The organism is Streptomyces sp. KL109B, assembly GCF_030766935.1.
GTDB lineage: Bacteria > Actinomycetota > Actinomycetes > Streptomycetales > Streptomycetaceae > Streptomyces.
The window spans coordinates 329,740-354,462 of the sequence record NZ_JASERL010000007.1; the positions used below are offsets into that span (position 1 = coordinate 329,740).

A 24,723-nucleotide genomic window follows, 5' to 3' on the forward strand; every position below is an offset into this window, starting at 1 on the left:
CACCATCCGGACAGGATCGGGACAGGATCGGGACAGCCCGGTTTTCGTCTCTCTTTGTTCACCCCTATGTCTGGCGGGAGTTGGAAGTTACTGGAAAGTTTTCGGTCATGGACACTCCCAACGTCGGCATCCCCCCACAGCTCGCCCGGCGGATGAGCATGCCCGAGCAACACGAGTACCTCCGTACGAAGTTCAGCAGGCGCCGCGCCCTCACCGGAGCCGCGGCCACCGTCGGCGGGGCGACCCTGCTCGGCGGCGCCTCGGCGACCGGCGCGTACGCCGCCCCCGCACCCGCCCCCACGCGCGCGGCGGCCGCCCACGTGAACGGCGCGCTCGTCGCCCCCTTCGGCCGGCACCTCGCCTTCGGCGCCGACCCGAAGACGCAGATGCGGATCTCGTGGCAGGTGCCGTTCGCGGTCAAGAACCCTTATCTGCGGGTGGGGTTGAGGCCCTGGGAACTGAGCCGGAAGATCGAGGCCGAGGTCCGCGCCCTGCACACCCCCGCCCTCTCGAAGAAGCTCCCGGAGACCGAGCAGCACTACCTGCACGCGGCGCTCGACGGCCTGACCCCCGGCACGACGTACTACTACGGCGTCGGCCACGACGGCTTCGACCCGGCGGACGCGGAGCGCATCGGCACCCTCGGCACCTTCCGCACGGCACCGGCCACTCCACAGCCCTTCGTCTTCACGGCCTTCGGCGACCAGGGCGTGAGCTACGAGGCGCTCGCCAACGACCAGGTGATCCTCGGCCAGAACCCGTCCTTCCACCTGCACGCCGGCGACATCTGCTACGCCGACAGCAGCGGCCACGGCAAGGAGTCGGACACGTACGACGCGCGGGTGTGGGACCAGTTCCTCGCGCAGACGGAGTCGGTCGCGAAGTCCGTGCCCTGGATGATCACGACGGGCAACCACGACATGGAGGCCTGGTACTCCCCCAACGGCTACGGCGGCCAGCACGCCCGCTGGTCCCTTCCGGACAACGGCCCCGACGCGAAGAACGCGCCCGGCGTGTACTCCTTCACGTACGGGAATGTGGGCGTGGTCGCCCTCGACGCGAACGACGTCTCGTACGAGATCCCGGCCAACAAGGGCTACACGGACGGCAAGCAGACGGCATGGCTGGACAAGCGCCTCGCCGAACTGCGCGCCCGGGACGACATCGACTTCCTGGTGGTCTTCTTCCACCACTGCGCGTACTCGACGGCCACGCACGCCTCGGACGGCGGGGTGCGCGACGCGTGGGTGCCGCTGTTCGCGAAGCACCAGGTGGACCTGGTGATCAACGGGCACAACCACGTGTACGAGCGCACGGACGCGATCAAGGGCACGGGCAACGGAGAGGTCGGCAAGCCGGTGCCGGTCGGCGCGTCGACCGATCCGACGCGCGACGGCATCGTGTATGTCACCGCGGGCGGCGCCGGCAAGGACCTCTACAGCTTCGGGCCCGGCGTCAAGGACAGCTACGAGGGCAACGTGATCGACCGCGAGTCGATCGTCACCTTCCACTGGACCGGTTCACGCCTGCCCGACCCGGACACCGTGGAGTGGTCCCGGGTGCGGTACACCGGTTTCTCGTTCCTCGCGGTGGAGGTGGAGAAGGGCCGGATGACGGTCTCCGCGCTGACCGAGAACGGCGAGCGCATCGACCACTTCGAAGTGAAGAGGGGTCGGCGGTAAAGAGGGGGTCTCAGTGACCGGTCACGCCGCCGTTGTCCCTGCGGTCCAGGGCGCGCTGGAGGGCGGCTGCCGCGACCTTGGCGGCGTGGCGGTCGGCTTCGCTCGACGGGGAGACGTGACGGACTCGGCGGCGGACGGGCGTCGCAGTGGCCATGAGGGATCGACTCCTTGAGAATCCGTGGGAGTCCTCGCGCGCCGTGCGCGCAAGGGGATTTCGAGGTGCCGGAAGGGCGGGAAGCGGGAGCCGCAGGGGTTGCCTGCCAGGTGCTCCGCTCGCGGCCGCCATTCGCCGGATCGGGCGAGACGTTCGGCTCCTACAAAGCTAAGACAGGTCTCTGCTTCTGTCTCCACAATTACTCGGACTTCCTACTATCTGAGACGGGGCTCACTGCGCACGGCCTTATGGCGTGGCCGCCGTCCACGCCCCACGATGGGTCCCGTACCCGCCCGGGCCGCGGTGGCCCGGCGGGCCCCTGGGGAGGAGTCCCACCATGCGCGTCATCAGTCAGCGCCGTTTCGGCGGACCCGAGGTGCTCGAAGTGGTGGAGGTGGAGCGGCCCGAACCGCTCGCGGGCGAGGTGCTCGTCCGGGTGCGGGCGGTGGGCGTGAATCCGGTGGACCGGATGGTGCGCACCGGGGCCGCGCCGCTCTTCGGCGATCCGCCGTTCACGCTCGGCTGGGACGTCTCGGGGGTCGTCGAGTCGGCGGGCCAGGACGTCACCGAATTCCGGCCGGGCGACGAGGTGTTCGCGATGATCCGGGGCGGTGCCTACGCCGAGTACGTCGTGATCCGCACCGAACACCTCGCGCCGAAACCGGGCAATGTCGACCACGTGCACGCGGCAGCGGTACCGGCCGCCGCGCTCACCTCCTGGCTGGCGCTCGTCGACACCGGGCAGATCGGCCCCGGCCGCCGGGTCCTGATCCACGCGGCGGCGGGCGGCGTCGGCCACGTGGCGGTCCAGATCGCCAAGGCGGAAGGCGCGTACGTCATCGCCACCGCCCGCTCCGACAAGCACGACTTCTTGCGCGAACTCGGCGTCGACGAGCCCATCGACTACACCACCACGGACTTCGCCCACTCCTTACGCGACGTGGACGTGGCCTTCGACCTGATCGGCGGCGACTACGGCCCCCGCACCCTGGTCACCCTCCGCCCCGGCGGCCTCCTCGCCACGGCGGTCCTCGCCGACCCCGGCGTCACCCAGGAGGACGCCGAGGCCCGCGGCGTCCGCTTCGCCCCCATCTCCGTCCAACCCTCGGGCGCCACCCTCCGCAAGGTCGCGTCCCTCCTCGCCGCCGGCCGCCTCCGCCCCCACGTCTCGGCCGTCCTCCCCCTGGAGGAGGCGGGCAAGGCCCACGAACTGAGCGCATCGGGCCGCACCCAGGGCAAGATCGTCCTAACGGTGAGCGATTAGTCCGACCGCATTGCGGAGCCCGTCTCATTGGAGCCCCTCCGGCGATTGAGGAGCGGGGTCCGGGGCAGAGCCCCGCGACGTAGGACCGGCCCACGCAGAACCGCCCCCGACCGAGGCGAAAACCTCGACCGGGGGCGGCACCGCCGCAGGGGCGTCAGCCCATGTGCGGGTACACGTAATCCGTCGGCGACACCAACGTCTCCTTGATCGCCCGGGTCAACGTCCACCGCATAAGGTTCTGCGGCGCCCCCGCCTTGTCACACGTACCGGACGCACGCCCACCACCGAACGGCTGCTGCCCCACAACCGCCCCGGTCGACTTGTCGTTGATGTAGAAGTTGCCCGCCGCGTAACGGAGCTTCTCCATCGTGAGAGCCGCCGCCTCACGGTCGTTCGCGATGACAGAGCCGGTCAGCGCGTAGTCCGACGCCGACTCCATCTGCGCCAGCATCTCCTCGTACTTGTCGTCCTCGTAGACGTGCACGGCGAGGAACGGGCCGAAGTACTCGGTCTTGAAGACGTCGTGCTCCGGGTCCGCGCACTCGACGACCGTCGGACGCACGAAGTAGCCGACGGAGTCGTCGTACTCGCCACCGGCGACGATCGTGCAGGACGCGTCGCCCTTCGCCGCGTCGATCGCGGCCTTGTTCTTGGCGAAGGCACGGTCGTCGATGAGGGCGCCGATGAAGTTCGACAGGTCGGTGACGTCACCCATCTTGATGCCGTCGACCTCGGCCGCGAACTCCTCCTTGAACCCGGAGTTCCAGATGGAGGCGGGGATGTACGCGCGCGAGGTGGCGCTGCACTTCTGCCCCTGGAACTCGAAGGCACCACGGGTCAGCGCCGTCTTCAGCACCGCACGGTCCGCGCTCGGGTGCGCGACGACGAAGTCCTTGCCGCCGGTCTCACCGACGAGCCGCGGGTAGGTGCGGTACTTCTCGATGTTGGTGCCGACCGTCTTCCACAGGTGCTGGAAGGTCTTGGTGGAACCGGTGAAGTGAATACCGGCGAGGTCACGGTGGTTGAGCGCGACCTCCGAAACGGCGAGACCGTCACCCGTCACCAGGTTGATGACGCCCTTCGGCAGCCCGGCCTCCTCCAGCATCCGGAGCAGCAGCACAGCGGCGTGCGTCTGCGTCGGAGACGGCTTCCACACGACGACGTTGCCCATGAGCGCGGGCGCGGTCGGCAGGTTGCCCGCGATGGCCGTGAAGTTGAACGGCGTGATCGCGTAGACGAAGCCCTCCAGCGGGCGGTGGTCCATGCGGTTCCACACGCCGGTGGAGTTCGCCGGCGGCTGCTCGGCGAGCAGGTTGCGGGCGTAGTGGACGTTGAAGCGCCAGAAGTCGATCAGCTCGCAGGGAGTGTCGATCTCGGCCTGCTGGGCGGTCTTCGACTGGCCGAGCATCGTCGAGGCGGCCATGGTCTCGCGCCACTTGGTCGAGAGGAGTTCGGCGGCACGCAGGATGATCGCGGCGCGGTCGTCGAAGGACATCGCGCGCCAGGCCGGGGCGGCGGCCAGCGCCGCGTCGATGGCGTCCTGGGCGTCCTGCTCGGTGGCGTTGGCGTACGTACCGATGACGGACTTGTGGTTGTGCGGCTGCACGACGTCGAAACGCTCGCCACCGCCCATCCGACGCTCACCACCGATGGTGCAGGTCAGGTCGATCGGGTTCTCGGCCAGCTCCTTGAGCTTGACCTCCAGGCGGGCGCGCTCCGGGGAACCGGGGGCGTAGCCGTGCACCGGCTCGTTGACCGGGGCGGGGACCTGGGTCACGGCGTCGAGGGTCATGGGTCCGTATCTCCTTCGGGGGGTCGGGGAGTTGGGGACGGAACGGGAAGCTTGGTGGGTCAGCCCTTGGTGAGGACCGAGCGGGCGAAGAAGAGGAGGTTGGCCGGCTTCTCCGCGAGGCGGCGCATGAAGTATCCGTACCAGTCGGTGCCGTACGCGGTGTAGACACGCATCCGGTGCCCCTCCGCGGCGAGTCGCAGCTGCTCGTCGCTGCGGATCCCGTACAGCATCTGGAACTCGTACTCGTCCAGCTTGCGCCCGGCCTGCCGGGCGAGCTCCTGCGCGATGGCGACGAGTCGCGGGTCGTGGGACCCGATCATCGGGTACCCGGCGCCCTCCATGAGGATGCGCATGATCCGCACGTACGCCTTGTCGATCTCGGCCTTGTCCTGGTACGCGACCTCGGCGGGCTCCTTGTAGGCGCCCTTGACGATGCGTACGCGGCTGCCTGCGGCGGCGAGGCGGCGGGCGTCGTCCTCGGTGCGGAAGAGGTAGGCCTGGATGACGCAGCCGGTCTGCGGGTGGTCCTTCCGCAGCTCCTCGTGGATGGCGAACATCGAGTCGAGGGTGGTGTGGTCCTCGGCGTCGAGGGTGACGGTGGTGCCGATGGCGGCGGCGGCCTCGACGACCGGTCGTACGTTGGCGAGCGCGAGCTCGTGGCCGCCGTCAAGGGCCTGGCCGAACATCGACAGCTTCACCGACATCTCGGCCTTCGTGCCGAGGCCCAGCTCCTTCAGGCGCTCGATGAGCTGGAGGTAGGCGTCCCGCGCGGCGTGCGACTGCTCGACGGTGGTGATGTCCTCACCGACGACGTCGAGCGTGACCTCCAGGCCCTTGGCGGCGGCGTCCTCGATGATCGGCACGACCTGGTCGACCGACTCGCCGGCGATGAAGCGGTCGACGACCTGCTTCGTGCCCGGCGCCGCCGACACAAAGGCGCGCATCTTGTCGCTGCGCGACGCGGCGAGAATCACTGGAGCCAGCACGGGGCACCTCCACGAAGCGTGAGTTGTAAAGGGGCCGTAACACCGCAAAGCGGTAACGGCACGCGGAACCACCGTGAAATCTAAGGATCCCTCCGATCCTGTGCCATCGACAGCTGTCACGCATCTGTGGCCGCCGCCTCAGACATCTGTATGACGGGGCCCGTGGGACAGGGCCGGGATGGGTGAGAATGGCGGGGTGAAAGGTGACTACCAGGACCTCGTCGACGAGATCTCGGCGCTGCTCGGGGCCCCTGCGACCCTGGAGAACCGGGACTTCCGACTCATCGCGTTCGGGGCCCAGGTCACCGGCGGCGACACGGAGTTCGACGAGACGGCGCTCGATCCGGTGCGCACCCGCTCGATCCTGACGCGCGGCTCGACCTCGGCGGTCCGCTCCTGGTTCGAGGGCTTCGGCATCACGAGCGCCAAGGAACCGGTCCGTATCCCGGCGACCCCGGAGGCGGGCGTCCACCGCGGCCGCATCTGCCTTCCCGTACGCCATCACGGCTTCGTCCTCGGCTACGTATGGCTGCTCGACGACGATCCGGGTCCCACGTCGGAGCAGCTTGATGCGGCGATGGAGGTGGCGGGCCGGATCGGCGCGCAGCTCGCCGACGAGGCGCAGGCGGGCGCGGACCTGACCCGCGAGTTCCACTCCGTGCTGACGGCGGAGCGGGGCTGGCAGCGGGACATGGCGGTGGCGGCGCTGCGTACGGCGCTCGGCAGCCGGGCACAGGGCCTGCACACGGTGGTCTGCGTCGCGCCCTGGCCTTCGGCGGACCCGGACGACGCGCCCTCCCTGCGCACGGTTCCCGCGGCGGACGCGCTGTGCACGGTGCCGTGGGGGGCGACGGGGCAGTGCCTGGCGCTGCTGGTGCGGCTGCGGTCGCGGGAGGCGTTGCTGCCGGCGCTGACGGCGGCGGGGAAGCTGCGCGCGCGGGCCGGTGGCGGTGCGGGTGACGGTGGCCGTGCCGGTGGCGGTGACGGTGGCCGTGGCCGTGGCGGTGCCGGTGACGGTGGCGGTGGCGGTGGCCATGGCAGTGCCGGTGGCGTTGACGGTGGCGTGGCGGCGGGGGTCGGCGCCCCGCGTGACGATCTCGCCGAACTGGCGGCGGCCTGGCAAGAGGCGACGGCGGCGGCCCGCGCGGCGCTGGCCGACCCGCGCCTCGGCCCGGACGCGCAGTGGTCCTCGATCGGCCCGTACCGGCTGCTCACCGCGCTCCCGGCGGAGGCGGCGCACGACCCGGTGGTGGCCCCGCTGCTCTCCCCCGCCCACCGCCAACTGGCGCGCACCGCCGAGGCGTTCCTCGACTGCGCGGGCCAGGCGGGCCGCACGGCGGCGGCCCTCGGCATCCACCGCCAGACGCTGTACTACCGCCTGTCGCGCGTGGAACAGCTCACGGGCCTCGACCTGGACGAGGGCGAGGACCGGCTGTTGCTGCACATGGGGCTGAAGGCGTCACGCCTGTGACGCGTCTCCGCGATCCCGTTGACAACGACTACGGTCAGTGGACATCTCCGCCGGTCGCCGCTTCCTCGACGAAGCCACTCGTCTCCTCTCCCGGCTCGACAACCACTCACCGCGATCCCTGAACGGCTGACGGCGCCGAATCTCGAATGCGATGCGACGCCGTCCCATGGTGGGATGCCGCGCATGAGCAACTCGCTGCGTGCCCGCGTCGAGCAGTACTACGCCACCGTGCCCCTGCTGTTCGCCGATGCCGAAGACTTCGGACCGTTACGGCTGTTCGTGCGAAGACAACCAGGCGCCCCGTATTACGGCGGCCCCGGGCATGCCCAACCCACCGCGGAGGGAGCCTCGGCCGTAACCGCCGCCGACATCGCCCGGGTGCGGTCGCGGCAGCGCGAACTCGGCGTTCCAGAGGCGTTCGAGTGGCTGGCCGAGATCGCGCCGGGCCTGCGGGATCGTATCGAGGCCGCCGGCCTGCCAGTAGCGGAACGTCCACTGATGGCCCTCGATCCACACCACCCGCCCACTCAAAGACCGGTGCCGGACGGCGTGAAACTCCGCGTGCTGGCGGCCGACGACCCCGCACTGCCGGCAGTCCTCGCCCTGCCCCGCCTTGCTTTCGCCGAGCAGGGCACCGCCGTCGGATCAGCGGGCCGCAAAGAGCTGTCAGTGGTAGCCGACGAGCTGACCAAGGACGGCACCGTGACAGCGATCCGCCCCGCGATCCGCGCCGGGCACAAGACGATCATCGCTGCCCTTGACCCTGACGGCACCCCGCTGGCCGTCGGCCACTACCACCCCGCGAACGGCACCACCGAGATCGGCGGCATCGGCACCCTCCCCACCGCCCGCCGTCAGGGCCTGGCAGCAGCCATCACCACAGCCCTGGTCAACCACGCTCGCGACCACGGGGTGAGCACCGTCTTCCTCGCTTATGCAGAAGACGCCGTCGTACGCATATACACACGCCTGGGCTTCCGCCCCGCCGACAGCACCCTTCTGATCGCGAACCAACCCGCGCGATCCTAGCTAGGTCCGCACATCCGAGGCGTTCGAAGCACTGAGCAACGTCCACTCCCAGCACTCACCGAGATTGCCCGATGGCAACTCACCGTGACCACAAGGAGCGGACTCCATCCCCGGATTGCGCACGAACCGCCCTCACGCGCACTGCGCGTCACGCGCGGATTCCAACGTTTCCGCAGGAGCCAGTGCTAACGATCAAGAGGAACCTACAACGCGGTGATGATGCGGCGCAGCCCTTCGGTGAGCTCCTCGGCGCTGGGCGCGCTCTCCGGGTCGAGCATGTACTCGGCGATGAGCCCGGCCATCAACGTCATGTAGAGCTTGCCGAGCGTGTCGACGCTGGGGTGGTCGGCGGGCGGCTCCTCGCCGCCCATGAACGCGGGGATGACCCCGCGCCCGCCCTCGCTCTGCGCCTTCGCCACGATCTCGCGCACGGCGGGCAACTTGTCGCCCACCACCGCGAGTTCCAGGCCCAGGTGCCACATGGAGCCGGGCTTGCCGAGGCTCTCGATGACGTTGGTCCACACCTCCTGGAAGCGCTCCAGGGAGCCGGGCGGGGTCGTGAGGGCGCCCGCGTCGAAGACATCGGCGGCTCCGTCGACGAGTTCGAGATAGGCCTGCGCGAGGAGCGCGTCCTTCGACCCGTAGTGGTAGCCGATCGACGCCAGGTTCGCGCCGGACTCCTTGACGATGTCGCGCGCCGTCGTGCGCACGAACCCCTTCTCCAGCAGGCAGCGCTTGGCGCCTTCGAGCAGATCCTCACGGTGTCCCATGCGCCCACCCTACCCAGGCTTTAGACGCCCGTCTTATACAACCGTTCTAGACAACCGTATAAGACAGCCGTACAGTCCTTCTCATGACACCGAAGACGAACCCCTGGACGGGCTTCGCCGTCCTGACGCTTCCGCTGCTCCTGGTCTCGATGGACGTCTCCGTGCTCTACTTCGCGATCCCGGAGATCAGCCAGGAACTGCGCACCACCGCCACCGAGCAGCTCTGGATCTTCGACATCTACGGCTTCGTACTGGCCGGCCTGCTGCTGACCATGGGGTCGCTCGGCGACCGCATCGGCCGCCGCAAGCTGCTCCTGTTCGGCGCCGCCGCCTTCGGCGCGGCCTCCGTCCTCGCGGCGTACGCGCCGAGCGCCGAAGCGCTGATCGCGGCCCGTGCGCTGCTCGGGGTGGGCGGGGCGACGCTGATGCCGTCCACGCTCGGCATCGTCCGCACGCTGTTCACGGACGCCGCCCAGCGCGCCAAGGCCATCGGCATCTGGTCCGGCGCGATGGCCGGGGGCGTGGCGCTCGGCTCGGTGATGTCGGGGTTCCTGCTGGAGCACTTCTGGTGGGGCTCGGTCTTCCTGGTGAACGTGCCCGCGATGCTGCTGCTCCTGCTGGTCGGCCCGTTCCTCATCCCGGAGAGCCGGGACCCCAACCCCCCGGCCCGCTTCGACCTGTTGTCGGTGCCGCTGTCGATGGCGACCGTGCTGCCCGCCGTCTACGGCCTCAAGGAGATTTCCGCCGAGGGCTTCGCGGCGCGCTACCTGCTGTTCGTGGCCGCCGGGCTCGTCTTCGGCGCACTGTTCGTACGACGCCAGCGGACGGTCCCGTACGCGATGCTCAGCCGCTCGCTGTTCACGCACCGGCTCTACGCGGTGGGCGTCACGCTCAACACGCTCGTCATGTTCGCCATGATGGGCTCGGCGTTCTTCACCACGCAGTACCTGCAATCGGTGCTCGGCTACGACCCGTTGAAGGCGGCCCTCTGGTCGCTCGCGCCGTCCCTGCTCATCGGTGGCGTCGCCCCGCTCGCGGCCACGACCGCGCAGCGTGTCGAGAAGCGGTACGTCGCCGCCTCCGGGTTCCTGATCGCGGCGGCCGGGTTCGCGGCGATGGCCGTCGCCGGGACGGACTCCCTGGCGCTCGTCCTCGGCGGGGCCGCCCTCATCGGCAGCGGCGTGGTCACGGTCTCCTCGATCGTCACCGATCTGGCGCTGGGCACCGCGCCCGCCGACAAGGCCAGCACGGCGGGCTCGCTCCTGGAGACCGGGCAGGAGTTCGGCGGCGCGCTCGGCATGGCGGTGCTCGGCTCGGTCGGCACCGCGGCCTTCACGGCGGGCCTGCCCGCCGGGGCGCCGGAGACTCTCGGCGAGGCGGTCGCCGTGCCCGGCCTGGTCGACGCCGCCCGCGCGGCGTTCGTGGACGGCATGGCCTGGGCCTCGTACACCGGGATCGCCGTGCTACTGGTGGGCGCGCTGCTCGCCGTACGGCTGCTGCGGACACGGCCGGACGAGACGGCGCCGACGGTGGGCGCGCCCGCGGCCGAACCGGTCGGATGACAGCGGCAATTGGCGGATCACCGCAGGCCAGCCCGTAGTCAGGGAGATTGTCAGTGGCGGGTGCCAGTATCACGGTCATGGACGAGACGACTGGCGGGACTGCTGACGGAACAGCTGACGGAACAGCTGACGGGACAGCTGACGGGACAGCTGACGGGATGGCCGACGGGGTGCCTTTCGACTGGCGGCGGTTCCTCGGGCGGTGGAGCGCGGAGTGGGCCGACGCGCAGAGCGAGGCGCGGCTCGACGCGGACGTGCTGTCGGAGGAGGACGAGGAGTCGATGCACGACCGGTGGCTCGGCTTCGATCCGGCGTCCGAGGAGCGGATCACCGCGCTTGAGCGGCGACTGGGGCGTGAACTCCCGCCGTCCTACCGGGAGTTCCTGCGGGTGAGCGACGGCTGGCGGCGCGCGGGGTACTTCGTGTGGCGCCTCGCCGGCACCGAGCACGCGCGCTGGCACGAGGACGAGATGGGGCTCGGCGCCGAGTTCGACATGTACTGGGCCGACAACGCGAACCCGCCCGAGGTCCGCGCCCAGGTCGGCCTCTGGTCCCGCGGCCTGCAACTGGACGTCGAATCGGACGCCGTCATCGTCCTGCTCGACCCGGAGGACGTGGGCCCGGACGGCGAATGGGCGGTGCGCACGTGGGCGCACTGGCGGGCCGAAGACCCCGACAGGTACCCGTCGTTCGCGGACTTCATGGTCGCCATGCACCAGGAGTTCCACCGGTTCGCCGCCGAGCGGGACGACGCCGACGGCGAGGACGCCGGCCGCGAGGACGAGGACCCGTTCGTCAACGACACGACCCGCGCCCAGGACGCCGCCGTGGACCGCGCGCGTACGGCCGCGCTGCGGGGGCGGCACGAGGAGGCGGCGGAACTGCTCCGGGAGGCGGCGGAGTACGGGCGGCCGGGAGCGGCGTCGATGCTGCGCCAGCTCGAAACGGTGCGCGGCGGGGGCGGCGGCCCGGGAGTGCCCACGCTCCCCTCCGACCCCGGCTACCTCACCGATCTGCTGCCGCTGGCCGCCGCCGAACTCGTCCGCAACCGCGTCTCCGACGGTCTCCCCTGGCGGCACGCCGACCCCGAGGCCTACCCCGACACCGCCGAGGCCGCCGCCGGGATACTCCGCGAGATGCGCGAGGGCTCGTACGCGTACCGTCCCGGCGGCGCCTTCGGCGAGTCGGTGAACGAGGCGCGGGAAGCGGCCCGTTGGGGCGATACGAACACGGCCTGGCGGCTGCTCCTCGACGCGCTGCCCTCGTGGCGGCCGCTCGGCCCGGACCAGCTGGTCCCGCTCGGCCTGCTCGCCGACCCGCTCCTCGCCACCGTGCTCACGCCCGAGCGGCGCCTGGAACTGCTGGCCACCCCGCGCGGCGACGAGCAGCAGGGACCGGCCACGGAACCCGCCCCGGAGCCGGAGCCCGACGGCCTCTCCTGGGTGATACGCCCCGGCCTCCGGCCGAACCAGCCCCACGACGTACGGTTCGTCCTCGTCGAGGGCGCCGCCCCTGACGACCTGCCCGCGCTGCTCGGCGCCTCCCCCGACACAGCCCTCGCACCACCGCTGCGCGGCTGGGACGTCCCCCGCCACCACCGCCCCGGCCAGCGGTCCTTCACGTCGGACGACGACATGGTGCTGCTGCGGGTGGGGCGGGCCGGTCGGCCGGACTGGAGTTTCGGCCTCGACGACGACCCCGTGGCCTCGTACATCGCCAAGCGGTTCGCCTCCCCCGCCGTCCCTGCCTCGGCCGACGGCCGCCGGGCGATCGTGGTGTGGTGCGGGCGGCGCTGGGACCGGGTGACGTTCCACCTGTCGGTGGCCCAGGACGGCGCCCCACTCTACGGCTTCACGGCGACCAGCGGCGACGTCGACTCCCGCTCCGGCGCGATACCCGCCGAACTGTCCCCGGAACGGCTCGGCTTCGGCTCCGACCTCGACGAGGAGGCGCAGCTGGCCGCGGTGGTCCGCGCCCTGGACGCGTTGGCCGGCCTGTACGGGGTGAGCCTGCCCCGGCTCGCACTGACCGCAGGACGGCTCCACTCGTTCGAGGCGGCCCCCTGGATCCGCCCACCCGCTCCCGGCGAGTCCTACGCCAGCCTCGCCTTCGTCCGCCACCGCAACGGCGGCTCGGCGAAGGGCAACGCGTCCGGGTCTCCCCGGTGAGCGGTGCAGCCGGCTTCCCCCATGGGCGGTGCGGTCGGCTTCCCCCGTGGGGGACGCCGTCAGCTTTCCCCATGAGTGATGCGGCCGGGCCATGCCAGGATGGGCGCGTGGCACAGACATTCGGGGCGCCGTTGATCGGTCGGGCGGACGAGCTGGGCCGGCTCACCGGCGTGCTGGAGCGGGCCGATGGCGGGGAAGCGCGGGCGTTGCTGGTGGCCGGGGACGCGGGCGTCGGTAAGACGCGCGTGCTGACGGAGGCCGCCGCGCACGCCGCCGCCACCGGGACGACCGTCCTGACCGGCCACTGCGTGGACCTCGGCGACGTAGGACTGCCGTACCTGCCGTTCACGGAGATCCTCGGCGCGGCTGCCGCCGACGAACGGCTGGCCCCGGCGCTCGCCGCGTACCCCGCCGTGAACCGGCTGCTCGGCGCGGCCTCCGGCACGGAACCCGCACCGGATCCCGGCGGCCGACTCCAGCTCCTCGAAGGTGTCGCGGGGCTGCTCGCCGACCTGGCCGAGCTGACCCCGCTGCTACTGGTCGTCGAGGACCTGCACTGGGCCGACCAGTCCTCCCGCGACCTGCTCCGCTTCCTGCTCAGCCGCGGCGCCCGCCGTCGGCCCGCACACGGCGGCCCGCCGAGCCGCCTCACGCTCTTCGCCTCGTACCGCACGGACGACCTGCACCGCCGCCACCCCCTGCGGCCGCTGCTCGCCGAGCTGATCAGGCTGCCCTCCGTCGACCGCCTCGACCTGCGCCCGCTCGCCGACGCCGAGGTGGCCCGGCTCGTGCGCGCGCAGCACACGGGACCCGTCGCCGACAGCACGGTCCGCCGCATCGTCGACCGCGCCGAGGGCAACGCCTTCTACGCCGAGGAACTGCTCGCCGCGCTGCCCGACGACGAGGGGCCCGGTGCGCTCGGCGGCCTCGGCGACGTGCTGCTCATCCGGGTCGAGCAACTCACCGAAACCGCCCAGCAGGTGCTGCGCACGGCCGCCGTGGCGGGCCGCCGCGTCGCGCACGACCTGCTGCGCGACGCCGTCCAACTCCCGGAGGAACAGCTGGAGTCGGTGCTGCGCGAGGTCATCGGGCACCAACTGCTGCTGCCGGGCGACGACGCGACGTACTCCTTCCGGCACGCCCTCACCCGCGAGGCCGTGTACGCGGATCTGCTGCCCGGCGAACGGATCCGGCTGCACCGGCTGTTCGCCAAACTCCTCGCGGCCGAAGGCCGGCCACCGCAGAGCGCGGCGGAGCGCGCGCACCACTCCCGCGAGAGCCACGACCTCGCCGACGCGCTGACCGCCTCCCTCGAAGCCGCCGACCACGCCCAGCGCGTCGGCGCGCCCGCCGAGGAGCTGCGCCACCTGGAGGCCGCGCTCGAACTGTGGGACGTCGTCGACGCGTCCGCCCGCCCCGCGACCGGCGACCCGGCCACCCTCACCCTGCGCGCATCGGCCGCCGCCGCCCGCGCGGGCGACCCCCACCGCGCGGTCCAGCTCACCCGTTCCGCGCTCGCCCGCGCCGGTTCCGACGCCGACTCAGAACTCGCGGCGCGCGTGCGCTACACCCTCGCGGACAACCTGATCCGGATCGACCACCTGGAGGCCGCGTTCACGTACAGCAGCGAGGCCCTGGCGCTGATCCCGGCCGAGCCGCCCTCCGGCACCTGGGTGTGGGCCGCCGCGACCCACGTCCTGGCCGCACGCCACGTGGGCCGGTACGAGGACGCGAGGCACATCGCCCGGCAGGCGCTCGCCGTCGCCGAACAGCTCGAACTGGCCGACGCCCGCGCCGACTTGACGATCTCACTCGTCAACCTGGAGGCCCACAACCGGCGTACGCCACAGGGCCGGGACCGCCTGATCCGGGCCCGCGAGCTGGCCGGCGCCGCCGGAAACCTCCCGGTGGAGATGCGCGCCCTCTACAACCTCGCCATCGGCTGCTACGAGTCCGGCGACCTCGACGCCTCCCTCACCTGGATCGCCGACGGCCTCGCCATCGCCCGCCGCGCCGGGCTCCTCACCTCCCCGTACGCCCTGGAGCTGCGCTACCTCCAGTCCCTGCTGCTCTACACGCTGGGCCGCTGGGACGAGTGCGCGCGAGCCGCGGCCGCCGACACCGAACTGCTGCCGCCCGCAGGCGGATTCGCGGTCGCGCCCGCCCTCTACGTGGCCCTGGCGCGCGGCGAGCACGACACGGCCGTCCCCGGGGCCCGCGGACTGCTCGACCATCACTTCGACTGGATGGCGGCGCTCGTCTCCGCGATCGTGCTGACCGACGCGGCGGCAGTGCGCGGGGACGTCGAGGAATGCGTACGACAGTTGCACACCTCGGTCGACTCACTCACCGACGTCTCGGGCGGCACGCGGCCCGACGCCGTCGTGCGGCTCGCCGCCCTTGCGCTCGCCGCCGTCGCGGACGCGGCCGAGGCGGCCCGCCTCTCCGGCGACACGGCGGGCGCGGGCCGCTGGGCGGCGACCGCCGCCGAACTCGCCGAACTGGCCCGCGACACGGCCGCCCAGGCGAAGGCCGAGGACGGCGCCGAACAGGGCCCCGAGGGCCTCGCCTGGCTGGCCCGCGCCGAGGCCGAGACGGTGCGCGCCACCACAGGGCCCGACGTCGCAGCCTGGCAGCGCACCGTGACGGCGTTCGACTACGGCGAGCCGTACGAACTCGCCCGCTGCCGACGCCGGTTGGCCGAGGCCCTGCTCACCGCAGACCGCCGCGACGAGGCCGCCGAGCAGGCGTACGCGGCCCGCGACACGGCCGAACGGCTCGGCGCCGTCCCCCTGCGCGAGGCCCTGGACGCCCTCATCCGGCGCGGCCGCCTCTCCGACGCCCCGGCCGCCGAGGAGCGGATCGCCGCACTGACCGCCCGCGAGAGCGACGTACTGCGGCTGCTCGGCCGGGGCCGCACCAACCGTCAGATCGGCGAGGAGCTGTTCATCAGCGGCAAGACGGCGAGCGTCCACGTCTCGAACATCCTCGCCAAACTGGGCGCGTCCAGCCGCACCGACGCCGTCGGCATCGCGTACCGCGAGGGCCTGATCGAGCCCGCGCAGGGCGGAGAATGACCGAGGGCCGGGCCACCCGAAGGTGACCCGGCCCTCAACTGCCCAGCTGTCAGACGAGGTTGACGGAGCGCGCCGAGGTCGCGCCGATCTCGGCGGCCAGCTCGTTGAGCACACCCTGCGGCACGGTGTCGTCCACGGTGAGCACCGCCAGCGCCTCGCCACCGACGTCCGCACGCGAGACCTGCATGCCGCCGATGTTGACGCCCGCCTCACCGAGCACCCGGCCGACCGTGCCGACGACGCCGGGACGGTCCTCGTAACGCAGCACGACCATGTGGTCGGCGAGCGCCAGGTCCACGTCGTACTCGCCGACCGCGACGAGCTTCTGGAGGTGCTTGGGGCCCGCGAGCGTGCCGGAGACCGAGACCTTCTGGCCGTCGGACAGCGTCCCCGCGACGGTGACGACGTTGCGGTGCTCGTGCGACTCGGAGGACGTCGTGAGGCGGACCTCGACGCCGCGCTCCTGCGCGAACAGCGGGGCGTTGACGTACGAGACCGTCTCGTCGACGACGTCCTCGAACACGCCCTTGAGCGCGGAGAGTTCGAGCACCTTCACGTCGTGCTGGGTGATCTCGCCGTACACCTCGACGTCGAGCCGGACCGCGACCTCGCCCGCGAGCGCGGTGAAGATCCGGCCGAGGCGCTCGGCGAGCGGCAGACCCGGCTTGACGTCCTCGGCGATGACGCCGCCCTGCACGTTCACCGCGTCCGGCACGAGCTCACCGGAGAGCGCGAGGCGCACCGACTTGGCGACGGCGACACCGGCCTTCTCCTGCGCCTCGTCCGTGGAGGCGCCGAGGTGCGGGGTGCAGACGACCTGGTCGAACTGGAACAGCGGGGAGTCCGTGCAGGGCTCCTTCGCGTACACATCGAGGCCGGCGCCCGCGACGCGGCCCTCCTTGATCGCCGAGTAGAGGGCCTCCTCGTCGACGATCCCGCCGCGCGCAGCGTTGACGATCCGCACGTTCGGCTTGACCTTGTGCAGCGCCTCGTCGCCGATCAGGCCGAGGGTCTCGGGGGTCTTCGGGAGGTGGACGGTGATGAAGTCCGAGACCTCGAGCAGCTCGTCCAGCGAAAGCACCTTCACGCCCATCTGCGCGGCGCGCGCGGGCTGCACGTACGGGTCGTACGCGACGACCTTCATGCCGAAAGCGGACATGCGCTGCGCGACGAGCGCGCCGATGCGGCCCAGTCCGACGACGCCGAGGGTCTTCTCGGCGAGCTCGACGCCGGTGTACTTGCTGCGCTTCCACTCGCCGCCCTTGAGGGCCTGCGAACCCTGCGGGATGTTGCGCGCGGTGGCGATGAGGAGACCGCAGGCCAGCTCGGCGGCGGTCACGATGTTGGAGGTCGGGGCGTTCACGACCATCACGCCGGCCTTGGTGGCGGCGGACACGTCCACGTTGTCGAGGCCGACGCCGGCGCGCGCGACGACCTTCAGCTTCTTCGCGGCGGCGATCGCCTCGGCGTCGACCTTGGTGGCCGAGCGGATCAGGATCGCGTCGACGTCGGCGATGGCCGGGAGCAGCTCGCCCCGGTCCGCGCCGTTGCACTGGCGGATCTCGAAGTCCGGGCCCAGGGCGTCGACCGTCGCGGGCGACAGCTCCTCGGCGATGAGTACGACAGGTTTGCCGTTGGCAGCAGTGCTCACGTGAGTCCTCACAGGTCCAATGCGGACGGCCGTCCCGACGGCCGCAGGCGGTGGAGGGTGCTTGTGCCGCGTGGAAGACGCACGACGCTGTGGGCCCAACGCGAATGTGTTCTGCAGTGTAGTGCCGCCAGGGAGGTGCGCTTGCGCCTCCCTGGAAGGATCACTCGTCCGAGGCTGTACACCGTGGACAACGGTGTGGACGAGCCATGGAGAACGGGGTCGCGGCGTGTGCCGCGACCCCGTTCCGTGGAGACTTACGCCTCCTCGTCGTTCACCCAGCTCATGAGCTTGCGCAGCTCGGCGCCCGTGGTGGCGAGCAGGCTGTCCTCGTCCTGCTTCTTGTACTCGTTGTACTTCTTCAGACCGCCGTGGTACTCGTCCATCCAGTTCTTGGCGAACGTGCCGTCCTGGATCTCGGCGAGGACCTTCTTCATCTCGGCCTTGGTGGCGTCCGTGATGATCCGCGGGCCGGTGACGTAGTCGCCCCACTCGGCGGTCTCGGAGACCGACCAGCGCATCTTCTCCAGGCCGCCCTCGTACATGAGGTCCACGATGAGCTTCAGCTCGTGCAGGCACTCGAAGTACGCGATCTCCGGCTGGTAACCGGCCTCGGTCAGCGTCTCGAAGCCGGCCTTGACCAGCGCCGCCGTGCCACCGCAGAGGACGGCCTGCTCACCGAACAGGTCGGTCTCGGTCTCCTCGGTGAAGGTCGTCTTGATGACGCCGGCACGCGTGCCGCCGATGCCCTTCGCGTACGAGAGGGCCAGCTCGAAGCCCTTGCCGGAGGCGTCCTGCTCGACGGCCGCGATGCACGGAACGCCACGACCCTCCTCGTACTGACGGCGCACGAGGTGACCCGGGCCCTTCGGGGCGACCATGCAGACGTCGACACCCTCCGGCGGCTTGATGAAGCCGTAGCGGATGTTGAGGCCGTGACCGAAGAAGAGGGCGTCGCCGTCCTTCAGGTTCGGGGCGATGGTCTCCTCGTAGACCTTGGCCTGGATCGGGTCCGGGACCAGGATCATGATGACGTCGGCCTCGGCCGCGGCCTCGGACGGCGTGACGACGCGCAGGCCCTGCTCCTCGGCCTTGGCCTTGGACTTGGAGCCCTCGTGCAGGCCGACGCGGACGTCGACACCCGAGTCGCGCAGCGAGAGCGCGTGGGCGTGGCCCTGGGAGCCGTAGCCGATCACCGCGACCTTGCGGTTCTGGATGATGGACAGGTCGGCATCGTCGTCGTAGAACAGCTCGGCCACTGGGGTTCTCCTTGGTGTGCTGGTGTTGCGTCCCACCGTACGGCGGGGTGCGGAAGGGAAGTTATTGGGTCTCGCTATGCGAGAGGTTCTTTACGGTGCTCAGGCCGTGCGGTCGAGCGCCCGCAGGCTCCGGTCGGTGATGGAGCGCGAGCCGCGGCCGACCGCGATGGTGCCGGACTGGACGAGCTCCTTGATGCCGAAGGGTTCGAGCATCTTGAGCATCGCTTCCAGCTTGTCGCTGCTGCCCGTGGCCTCGATGGTGACGGCCTCCGGGGAGACGTCCACGGTCTTGGCGCGGAACAGCTGGACGATCTCGACGATCTGGGAGCGCGTCTCGTTGTCGGCGCGGACCTTGGCGAGCACCAGCTCGCGGGCGACGGCCGAGTCGGGCTCCAGCTCGACGATCTTCAGGACGTTGACCAGCTTGTTGAGCTGCTTCGTGACCTGTTCGAGCGGCAGGTCCTCGACATTCACCACGATGGTGATGCGGGAGATGTCGGGGTGCTCGGTGACGCCGACGGCGAGCGAGTCGATGTTGAAGCCGCGGCGCGAGAAGAGGGCGGTGATCCGGGCCAGGACACCGGGCTTGTTCTCGACCAGGACGGAGAGCGTGTGCTTGGACATATCTCTTGGTCTCTCTCTACGTCTCGTCGTCGCTCAGTCGTCTTCGGAGTCGCCGAAGTCGGGGCGGACGTCCCGAGCGGCCATGATCTCGTCGTTGGAGGTGCCGGCGGCGACCATCGGCCACACCATGGCGTCCTCGTGGACGATGAAGTCGACCACGACCGGGCGGTCGTTGATCGAGTTCGCCTCCTCGATGCACTTGTCGAGGTCCTCGGGGCGCTCACAGCGGATGGCGTAGCAGCCCATGGCCTCGGACAGCTTCACGAAGTCCGGGACGCGCGTGCCCTTGTTGGGCGGGGTCTCGCCGTCGGGGCCCGCGTGCAGCACGGTGTTCGAGTAGCGCTGGTTGTAGAACAGCGTCTGCCACTGGCGGACCATCCCGAGGGCGCCGTTGTTGATGATGGCGACCTTGATCGGGATGTTGTTCAGGGCGCAGGTGGTCAGCTCCTGATTGGTCATCTGGAAGCAGCCGTCGCCGTCGATCGCCCAGACCGTCTTGTCCGGGGCCCCGGCCTGGGCGCCCATCGCGGCGGGCACCGAGTAGCCCATGGTCCCGGCGCCGCCCGAGTTCAGCCACGTCGCGGGCTTGTCGTACTGGATGTAGTGCGCGGCCCACATCTGGTGCTGGCCGACGCCCGCCGCGAAGATCGTGTCCTGCGGGGCGAGTTGGCCGATGCGCTCGATGACCTGCTGCGGGGAGAGCGAGCCGTCCTCGGGCTGGTCGTAGCCGAGCGGGTACGTCTCGCGCCAGCGGTTGAGGTCGTTCCACCAGGCGCTGTAGTCGCCGGTGTGACCGTCCGAGTGCTCCTTCTGGACCGCCTGGATCAGGTCGGCGATGACCTCGCGGGCGTCACCGACGATCGGCACGTCCGCGGCGCGGTTCTTGCCGATCTCCGCCGGGTCGATGTCCGCGTGCACGATCTTCGCGAACGGCGCGAAGCTGTCCAGGTTGCCGGTGACGCGGTCGTCGAAGCGGGCTCCGAGGGCGACGATCAGGTCGGCCTTCTGCAGCGCGGTGACGGCGGTGACCGCACCGTGCATGCCCGGCATTCCCACGTGCAGCGGGTGGCTGTCGGGGAATGCGCCGAGCGCCATCAGGGTGGTGGTGACGGGCGCTCCGGTGAGCTCGGCGAGCATCTTCAGCTCGGCGGTGGCCTGCGCCTTGAGGACGCCACCACCGACGTAGAGAACGGGCCGCTTCGCGTTCGTGATCAGCTTCGCGGCCTCGCGGATCTGCTTGGCGTGCGGCTTGGTCACGGGGCGGTAGCCGGGCAGGTCCTGCTGCGGCGGCCAGCTGAACGTCGTCTGCGACTGCAGGATGTCCTTCGGGATGTCCACGAGGACCGGGCCCGGACGGCCGGTCGAGGCGATGTGGAACGCCTGGGCGATCGCCTGCGGGATCTCCTCGGCCTTGGTGACCAGGAAACTGTGCTTGGTGATCGGCATCGTGATGCCGACGATGTCCGCCTCCTGGAAGGCGTCCGTACCGATCGACTTGGAGACGACCTGACCGGTGATCGCGACGAGCGGCACCGAGTCCATCATCGCGTCCGCGATCGGCGTCACCAGATTGGTCGCCCCCGGACCCGAAGTGGCCATGCAGACACCGACCTTGCCGGTGGCCTGCGCGTAACCGGTGGCCGCGTGGCCCGCACCCTGCTCGTGACGGACGAGCACGTGGCGCACCCGGCTGGAGTCCATCATCGGGTCGTACGCCGGAAGGATCGTGCCGCCGGGAATGCCGAATACGGTGTCGACCCCGACCTCCTCAAGCGAGCGAATGAGGGACTTCGCACCCGTGACGTGCTCGACGGGGGCGGACTGCTGTCCTCCGGAACGGGGCCGCGGCTGCGGATTGCCGGCCCCGGTGGCCTGCTCGGTCATCGGCATTCTCTTCTCGATGCTGAGGGTTTTTGCGAGGGTTCTGCAGGGTCTTACGTGTTTGTCGGGCAAGTGGCGGCGGGTCTGAACCGGCACCCGTGCAACAAAAAACCCCTCGTGCCGTGAGGCAAGCGAGGGGAGCGCGCCGGGTGCGGTCGCCGGGTTTCCGGAAGTCTTACCGGTGGTCCCAGCTTCAGCCGACGCGCTTTCCAAGTACGAGAATTCGGGTGCGCATGGCATTGACCCTCCCCCCAGCGCACATGGCGTGTCAAGTGGGTGGGACGGGCGTCTCATGATGTGAGCGGAGCGCGGGAACGCCCGCGAACACCGGCTCGGCGGGCCCGGTCGGCACCGGGTAATCCCCCGAGGCCAGCGCACGGCGCAGCCGGTACTCGTCCAGCGGCCCGGAGAACGCCATGCCCTGCCCGTGCGTGCACCCCATCGCGCGCAGCGCGGCGACCTGCTCGGGCAGGTCGACGCCGTCCGCCACGGAGTTGAGCCCGAGGTCGCCGGCGATCCGCAGCAGACCGCTGGTGATCTTGTGCAGGCGCGCGGACTCCACGACGCCCTCGACCAGCGAGCGGTCCAGCTTCAGTACGTCGACGGGGAGGCGGCGCAGCGCGGTGATGGCCGCGTAGCCGCTGCCGAAGCCGTCGAGGGCGATCCGGACGCCGAGCCGCCGCAGCCCCGTCAGGCGCCGCTCCAGCTCGTCGAGCGGGACTCTGGGGTCGCTGTCCGCCAGCTCGATGATGAGCGCGCCGGACGGCAGCCCGTGCCGGGTCAGGAGCGCCTCTATCGAGCCGAGCGGCATGGCCCGGTCAAGGAGTCGACGCGCGCTGATCCGCACGGAGACCGGCGTGGCATGCCCGCTGTGCCCGCGCTCGGCGGCCTGCTCGACGGCCTCCTCCAGCATCCAGCGGCCGAGCTCGGCGGTGCGCTCGCTGTCGTCGGCCACCCGCAGGAACTCGGCGGGCGTGAACAGAATCCCTTGCGCGCTTCGCCATCTCGCCTGCGCGGCGACCGCCGTGATCCGGCCGTCGTCGAGCGAGACGACGGGCTGGTGGAGCAGCGCGAACTCGCCCTCGTGCAGCGCCGATCGCAGCCTGGTCGCCAGCTCCGCCTTCCGTACGACATCGGCCTGCATCTGCGGCGCGTACAGCTCGACGCGCCCCTTGCCCGCCGCCTTCGCCCGGTACATCGCGAGGTCGGCATTGCGCAGCAGTTCGCCCGCCGTGATGTCCGGCTCGGCGAAGGCGACGCCGATGGAGGCGGCGACCCGCACATTGTCGTGCCCGTCGATCGTGTAGGGCTGCGACAGGGTGATTCTGAGCCGGTCGGCCAGCTCGTAGATCTGCTGTTCTCTGGCGGTGTGGTCGCGCCCTCCGTCGCCGACGATCAGTGCCGCGAACTCGTCACCGCCGAGACGAGCCGCGGTGTCTGAGGCACGTACGGAGTCGGCCAGCCTTCTCGCCGCCTGCACGAGCAGTTCGTCGCCCGCCTGGTGGCCGATCGTGTCGTTGACCTGTTTGAAGCCGTCGAGGTCGATGAAGAGCACGGCGGTGCCCAGATCGCTGGCCCGCCGTCCGGCGAGGGCCTGTCCGACCCGCTTGGTGAACAGTGATCTGTTGGGCAGGTCGGTCAGCGGGTCGTGCTCGGCGTTGTGCTGCAACTGGGCCTGGAGGCGCACCCGTTCGGTCACGTCTCTGCTGTTGAGGATCAGACCGCCGTGGTGGCGGTTGATCGTCGACTCCACGTTCAACCAGGCTCCGGTGCCGGACCGGAAGCGGCATTCGATGCGCGTAGTGGGCTCCTCGACCTGGCTCGCGGCGAGGAATCTGCGCACCTCGTGCATGACCCGCCCGAGGTCCTCGGGGTGGATGATCGAGGCGAGCTCGGAGCCGACCAGCTCCTCCGCGTCCCGCCCGTAGACGCCCGCGGCGGCCGGGCTGACGTATCTCAGCGTCCCGTTCGGCGCGGCGATCATGATGACGTCGCTCGACCCCTGGACCAGGGAGCGGAAGTGGTTCTCCTTCTGCGCCAGTTCCTGGGTGAGCGTGATGTTGTCGAGCAGCATGATGCCCTGGCGCATGACGAGCGCGAGGACGACGGTGCAGGCCGTGAAGAGCACGACCCGGTCCACCCGGTGCCCGTTCAGCACGTTGTAGAGAATGCCCAACGTGCAGACCGCGGCGGCCAGATACGGGGTGAGCGCCGCGAGCGAACCGGAGATCGGGCGCGTGTAGCTGACCTGGTAACGGCCGCCGGGCCCGAGCGAGCGGTCCTCCTCCGCCCCGCCGCGCCGCGCGCCCACCCACGGCGCGTACGCGAGCAGCAGCGAACCGGCGAACCAGCCGGCATCGAGGATCTCGCCCGAGCGGTAACTGGCGTGCAGCAGCGGCGAGGTGAACAGGGCGTCGCACATCACAGTGAGGGCGAGTGCCCCGATCGCGGTGTTCACCGCCGTGCGGCTGCCGGGCGAGCGGCGGAAGTGCAGCGCGAGCACCATGCTGACTAAAGCGATGTCGAGCAGGGGGTACGCGAGGGAGAGCGCGGTGCGGGTGACGCTCTGGCCGTCGTACTCGGCGGTGTGCGCGAGGGCGAGGCTCCAGGAGAGGGTGACCAGGGACCCGGCGATCAGCCACGCGTCCAGCGCGAGGCAGATCCAGCCGGCCTTGGTCACGGGCCGCTTGGCGAGCACGAGCAGGCCGATGATGGCGGGCGGCGCGAAGCAGAGGAAGAAGAGGTCGGCGAGGCTCGGCGTCGGCACCGGGGCGCGCAGCACGACCTCGTACCAGCCCCACACGCCGTTGCCGAAGCTGGCCATGAGCGAGGAGAACGCGAACAGGAGCCAGGCGGGTCGAAAGCGGCTGCGGCTGCTGCGCGCGTACACGAAGTTCGAAACGGCGGCGATCGCCGCCGCGAGGCTCAGGCCGAAGTCGCCCATGATCAGGGCGAGTCGGTCGGATCCCCAGCCGACCGCGGATCCCGTGGCGTACCCGGCGCAGAGCAGGGCCAGGATCAACTGGGCCCCCGTGCCGCCGCGCTGCGGCGCGCGGGCAGGCGCGGGGGCCTGGCCGCCGGAGTACATCGAGGTTCCCAGCGCTGTCGTCGGCGTGGGGTGCGTGCTCACCGGGCCGCCTCGGTCCGTCGGGGGGCTCCCGCGTCCCGCCCCCGCCGTCCCGTCTGCGGAGTCCTTCTGCGGCCCGCTCGCTGGCCCGTTCGGTGCGGAAGCACCCTGCGGCAGCCCGGACTTCGGCCGCGCGTCGATGCGCGGGTCACCGCACAGGACCGCCGTCGGCGGCCCCGCCGCGTCGGATCGTTCGCCCATAGGCCGTGCATCGCCCGTCGCCCCCCTC

General features: G+C 70.9%; 16 protein-coding genes. 7 read left to right on the forward strand and 9 right to left on the reverse strand.

Going from position 1 to position 24,723, the window contains the following annotated elements; translation table 11 throughout:
• Nucleotides 1-107 precede the first annotated feature (107 nt).
• Nucleotides 108-1,682 carry a metallophosphoesterase family protein gene (locus RBJ65_RS25145; RefSeq protein WP_306318807.1) on the forward strand — a complete coding sequence of 525 codons (1,575 nt, stop codon included), beginning with the start codon at nucleotides 108-110 and terminating at the stop codon, nucleotides 1,680-1,682.
• 10 nt (nucleotides 1,683-1,692) lie between these two features.
• Here the strand turns inward: RBJ65_RS25145 and RBJ65_RS25150 are convergent, their stop codons facing one another.
• On the reverse strand, nucleotides 1,693-1,836 hold the full coding sequence (locus RBJ65_RS25150) for a hypothetical protein (protein ID WP_306318808.1): 144 nt from the start codon (nucleotides 1,834-1,836) through the stop codon (nucleotides 1,693-1,695).
• Nucleotides 1,837-2,173: 337 nt separating this feature from the next.
• Here RBJ65_RS25150 and RBJ65_RS25155 point away from each other — a divergent pair, with 337 nt between their 5' ends.
• Nucleotides 2,174-3,100: an NADP-dependent oxidoreductase gene (locus RBJ65_RS25155; RefSeq protein ID WP_306318809.1), complete on the forward strand. Its 927-nt coding sequence runs from the start codon at nucleotides 2,174-2,176 to the stop codon at nucleotides 3,098-3,100.
• Nucleotides 3,101-3,254: 154 nt separating this feature from the next.
• Here the strand turns inward: RBJ65_RS25155 and pruA are convergent, their stop codons facing one another.
• Both pruA and RBJ65_RS25165 read right to left on the reverse strand, forming a co-directional pair.
• On the reverse strand, nucleotides 3,255-4,892 hold the full coding sequence (gene pruA / locus RBJ65_RS25160) for an L-glutamate gamma-semialdehyde dehydrogenase (RefSeq protein WP_306318810.1): 1,638 nt from the start codon (nucleotides 4,890-4,892) through the stop codon (nucleotides 3,255-3,257).
• Between the two features lie 59 nt (nucleotides 4,893-4,951).
• Nucleotides 4,952-5,878, reverse strand: a complete 927-nt coding sequence (locus RBJ65_RS25165; protein WP_306318811.1) for a proline dehydrogenase family protein — start codon at nucleotides 5,876-5,878, stop codon at nucleotides 4,952-4,954.
• Between the two features lie 178 nt (nucleotides 5,879-6,056).
• Here RBJ65_RS25165 and RBJ65_RS25170 point away from each other — a divergent pair, with 178 nt between their 5' ends.
• Nucleotides 6,057-7,349, forward strand: a complete 1,293-nt coding sequence (locus RBJ65_RS25170; protein ID WP_372341256.1) for a PucR family transcriptional regulator — start codon at nucleotides 6,057-6,059, stop codon at nucleotides 7,347-7,349.
• A 174-nt stretch (nucleotides 7,350-7,523) separates the two neighbouring features.
• A complete protein-coding gene (locus RBJ65_RS25175; protein ID WP_372341257.1) occupies nucleotides 7,524-8,378 on the forward strand; it encodes a GNAT family N-acetyltransferase in 855 nt (284 codons plus the stop codon).
• A gap of 203 nt (nucleotides 8,379-8,581) precedes the next feature.
• Here the strand turns inward: RBJ65_RS25175 and RBJ65_RS25180 are convergent, their stop codons facing one another.
• Nucleotides 8,582-9,148 carry a TetR/AcrR family transcriptional regulator gene (locus RBJ65_RS25180; RefSeq protein WP_306318814.1) on the reverse strand — a complete coding sequence of 189 codons (567 nt, stop codon included), beginning with the start codon at nucleotides 9,146-9,148 and terminating at the stop codon, nucleotides 8,582-8,584.
• A gap of 83 nt (nucleotides 9,149-9,231) precedes the next feature.
• On the opposite strand from RBJ65_RS25180, the gene RBJ65_RS25185 reads away from it, so the two are divergent.
• The 3 genes from RBJ65_RS25185 (at nucleotide 9,232) to RBJ65_RS25195 (ending at nucleotide 15,955) form a co-directional block, all read left to right on the forward strand.
• On the forward strand, nucleotides 9,232-10,710 hold the full coding sequence (locus RBJ65_RS25185) for an MFS transporter (protein WP_306318815.1): 1,479 nt from the start codon (nucleotides 9,232-9,234) through the stop codon (nucleotides 10,708-10,710).
• A 158-nt stretch (nucleotides 10,711-10,868) separates the two neighbouring features.
• Entirely contained in the window at nucleotides 10,869-12,878 is a 2,010-nt protein-coding gene (locus RBJ65_RS25190) for an SMI1/KNR4 family protein (protein ID WP_306318816.1), read from the forward strand.
• Between the two features lie 71 nt (nucleotides 12,879-12,949).
• Nucleotides 12,950-15,955: an AAA family ATPase gene (locus tag RBJ65_RS25195; RefSeq protein ID WP_372341258.1), complete on the forward strand. Its 3,006-nt coding sequence runs from the start codon at nucleotides 12,950-12,952 to the stop codon at nucleotides 15,953-15,955.
• Between the two features lie 49 nt (nucleotides 15,956-16,004).
• Here the strand turns inward: RBJ65_RS25195 and serA are convergent, their stop codons facing one another.
• The 5 genes from serA to RBJ65_RS25220 form a co-directional block, all read right to left on the reverse strand.
• Complete coding sequence (gene serA, locus RBJ65_RS25200) at nucleotides 16,005-17,606, reverse strand: phosphoglycerate dehydrogenase (protein WP_306318818.1); 1,602 nt, start codon at nucleotides 17,604-17,606, stop codon at nucleotides 16,005-16,007.
• A 254-nt stretch (nucleotides 17,607-17,860) separates the two neighbouring features.
• Entirely contained in the window at nucleotides 17,861-18,862 is a 1,002-nt protein-coding gene (gene ilvC / locus RBJ65_RS25205; RefSeq protein ID WP_306318819.1) for a ketol-acid reductoisomerase, read from the reverse strand.
• A 99-nt stretch (nucleotides 18,863-18,961) separates the two neighbouring features.
• Complete coding sequence (ilvN, locus tag RBJ65_RS25210; protein WP_306318820.1) at nucleotides 18,962-19,486, reverse strand: acetolactate synthase small subunit; 525 nt, start codon at nucleotides 19,484-19,486, stop codon at nucleotides 18,962-18,964.
• 33 nt (nucleotides 19,487-19,519) lie between these two features.
• Nucleotides 19,520-21,370: an acetolactate synthase large subunit gene (locus RBJ65_RS25215; protein WP_306318821.1), complete on the reverse strand. Its 1,851-nt coding sequence runs from the start codon at nucleotides 21,368-21,370 to the stop codon at nucleotides 19,520-19,522.
• A gap of 265 nt (nucleotides 21,371-21,635) precedes the next feature.
• Nucleotides 21,636-24,497, reverse strand: a complete 2,862-nt coding sequence (locus RBJ65_RS25220) for a putative bifunctional diguanylate cyclase/phosphodiesterase (protein ID WP_372341259.1) — start codon at nucleotides 24,495-24,497, stop codon at nucleotides 21,636-21,638.
• Nucleotides 24,498-24,723 lie beyond the last annotated feature (226 nt).

Excerpts from the sequence above, each read along its gene's own strand:
- RBJ65_RS25145 (WP_306318807.1), top strand. The coding sequence starts at position 108 with ATGGACACTCCCAACGTCGGCATCCCCCCACAGCTCGCCCGGCGGATG.
- RBJ65_RS25150 (WP_306318808.1), bottom strand. The coding sequence starts at position 1,836 with ATGGCCACTGCGACGCCCGTCCGCCGCCGAGTCCGTCACGTCTCCCCG.
- RBJ65_RS25155 (WP_306318809.1), top strand. The coding sequence starts at position 2,174 with ATGCGCGTCATCAGTCAGCGCCGTTTCGGCGGACCCGAGGTGCTCGAA.
- pruA (WP_306318810.1), bottom strand. The coding sequence starts at position 4,892 with ATGACCCTCGACGCCGTGACCCAGGTCCCCGCCCCGGTCAACGAGCCG.
- RBJ65_RS25170 (WP_372341256.1), top strand. The coding sequence starts at position 6,057 with ATGGGTGAGAATGGCGGGGTGAAAGGTGACTACCAGGACCTCGTCGAC.
- RBJ65_RS25175 (WP_372341257.1), top strand. The coding sequence starts at position 7,524 with ATGCCGCGCATGAGCAACTCGCTGCGTGCCCGCGTCGAGCAGTACTAC.
- RBJ65_RS25180 (WP_306318814.1), bottom strand. The coding sequence starts at position 9,148 with ATGGGACACCGTGAGGATCTGCTCGAAGGCGCCAAGCGCTGCCTGCTG.
- RBJ65_RS25185 (WP_306318815.1), top strand. The coding sequence starts at position 9,232 with ATGACACCGAAGACGAACCCCTGGACGGGCTTCGCCGTCCTGACGCTT.
- RBJ65_RS25190 (WP_306318816.1), top strand. The coding sequence starts at position 10,869 with ATGGCCGACGGGGTGCCTTTCGACTGGCGGCGGTTCCTCGGGCGGTGG.
- RBJ65_RS25195 (WP_372341258.1), top strand. The coding sequence starts at position 12,950 with ATGAGTGATGCGGCCGGGCCATGCCAGGATGGGCGCGTGGCACAGACA.
- ilvN (WP_306318820.1), bottom strand. The coding sequence starts at position 19,486 with ATGTCCAAGCACACGCTCTCCGTCCTGGTCGAGAACAAGCCCGGTGTC.
- RBJ65_RS25215 (WP_306318821.1), bottom strand. The coding sequence starts at position 21,370 with ATGACCGAGCAGGCCACCGGGGCCGGCAATCCGCAGCCGCGGCCCCGT.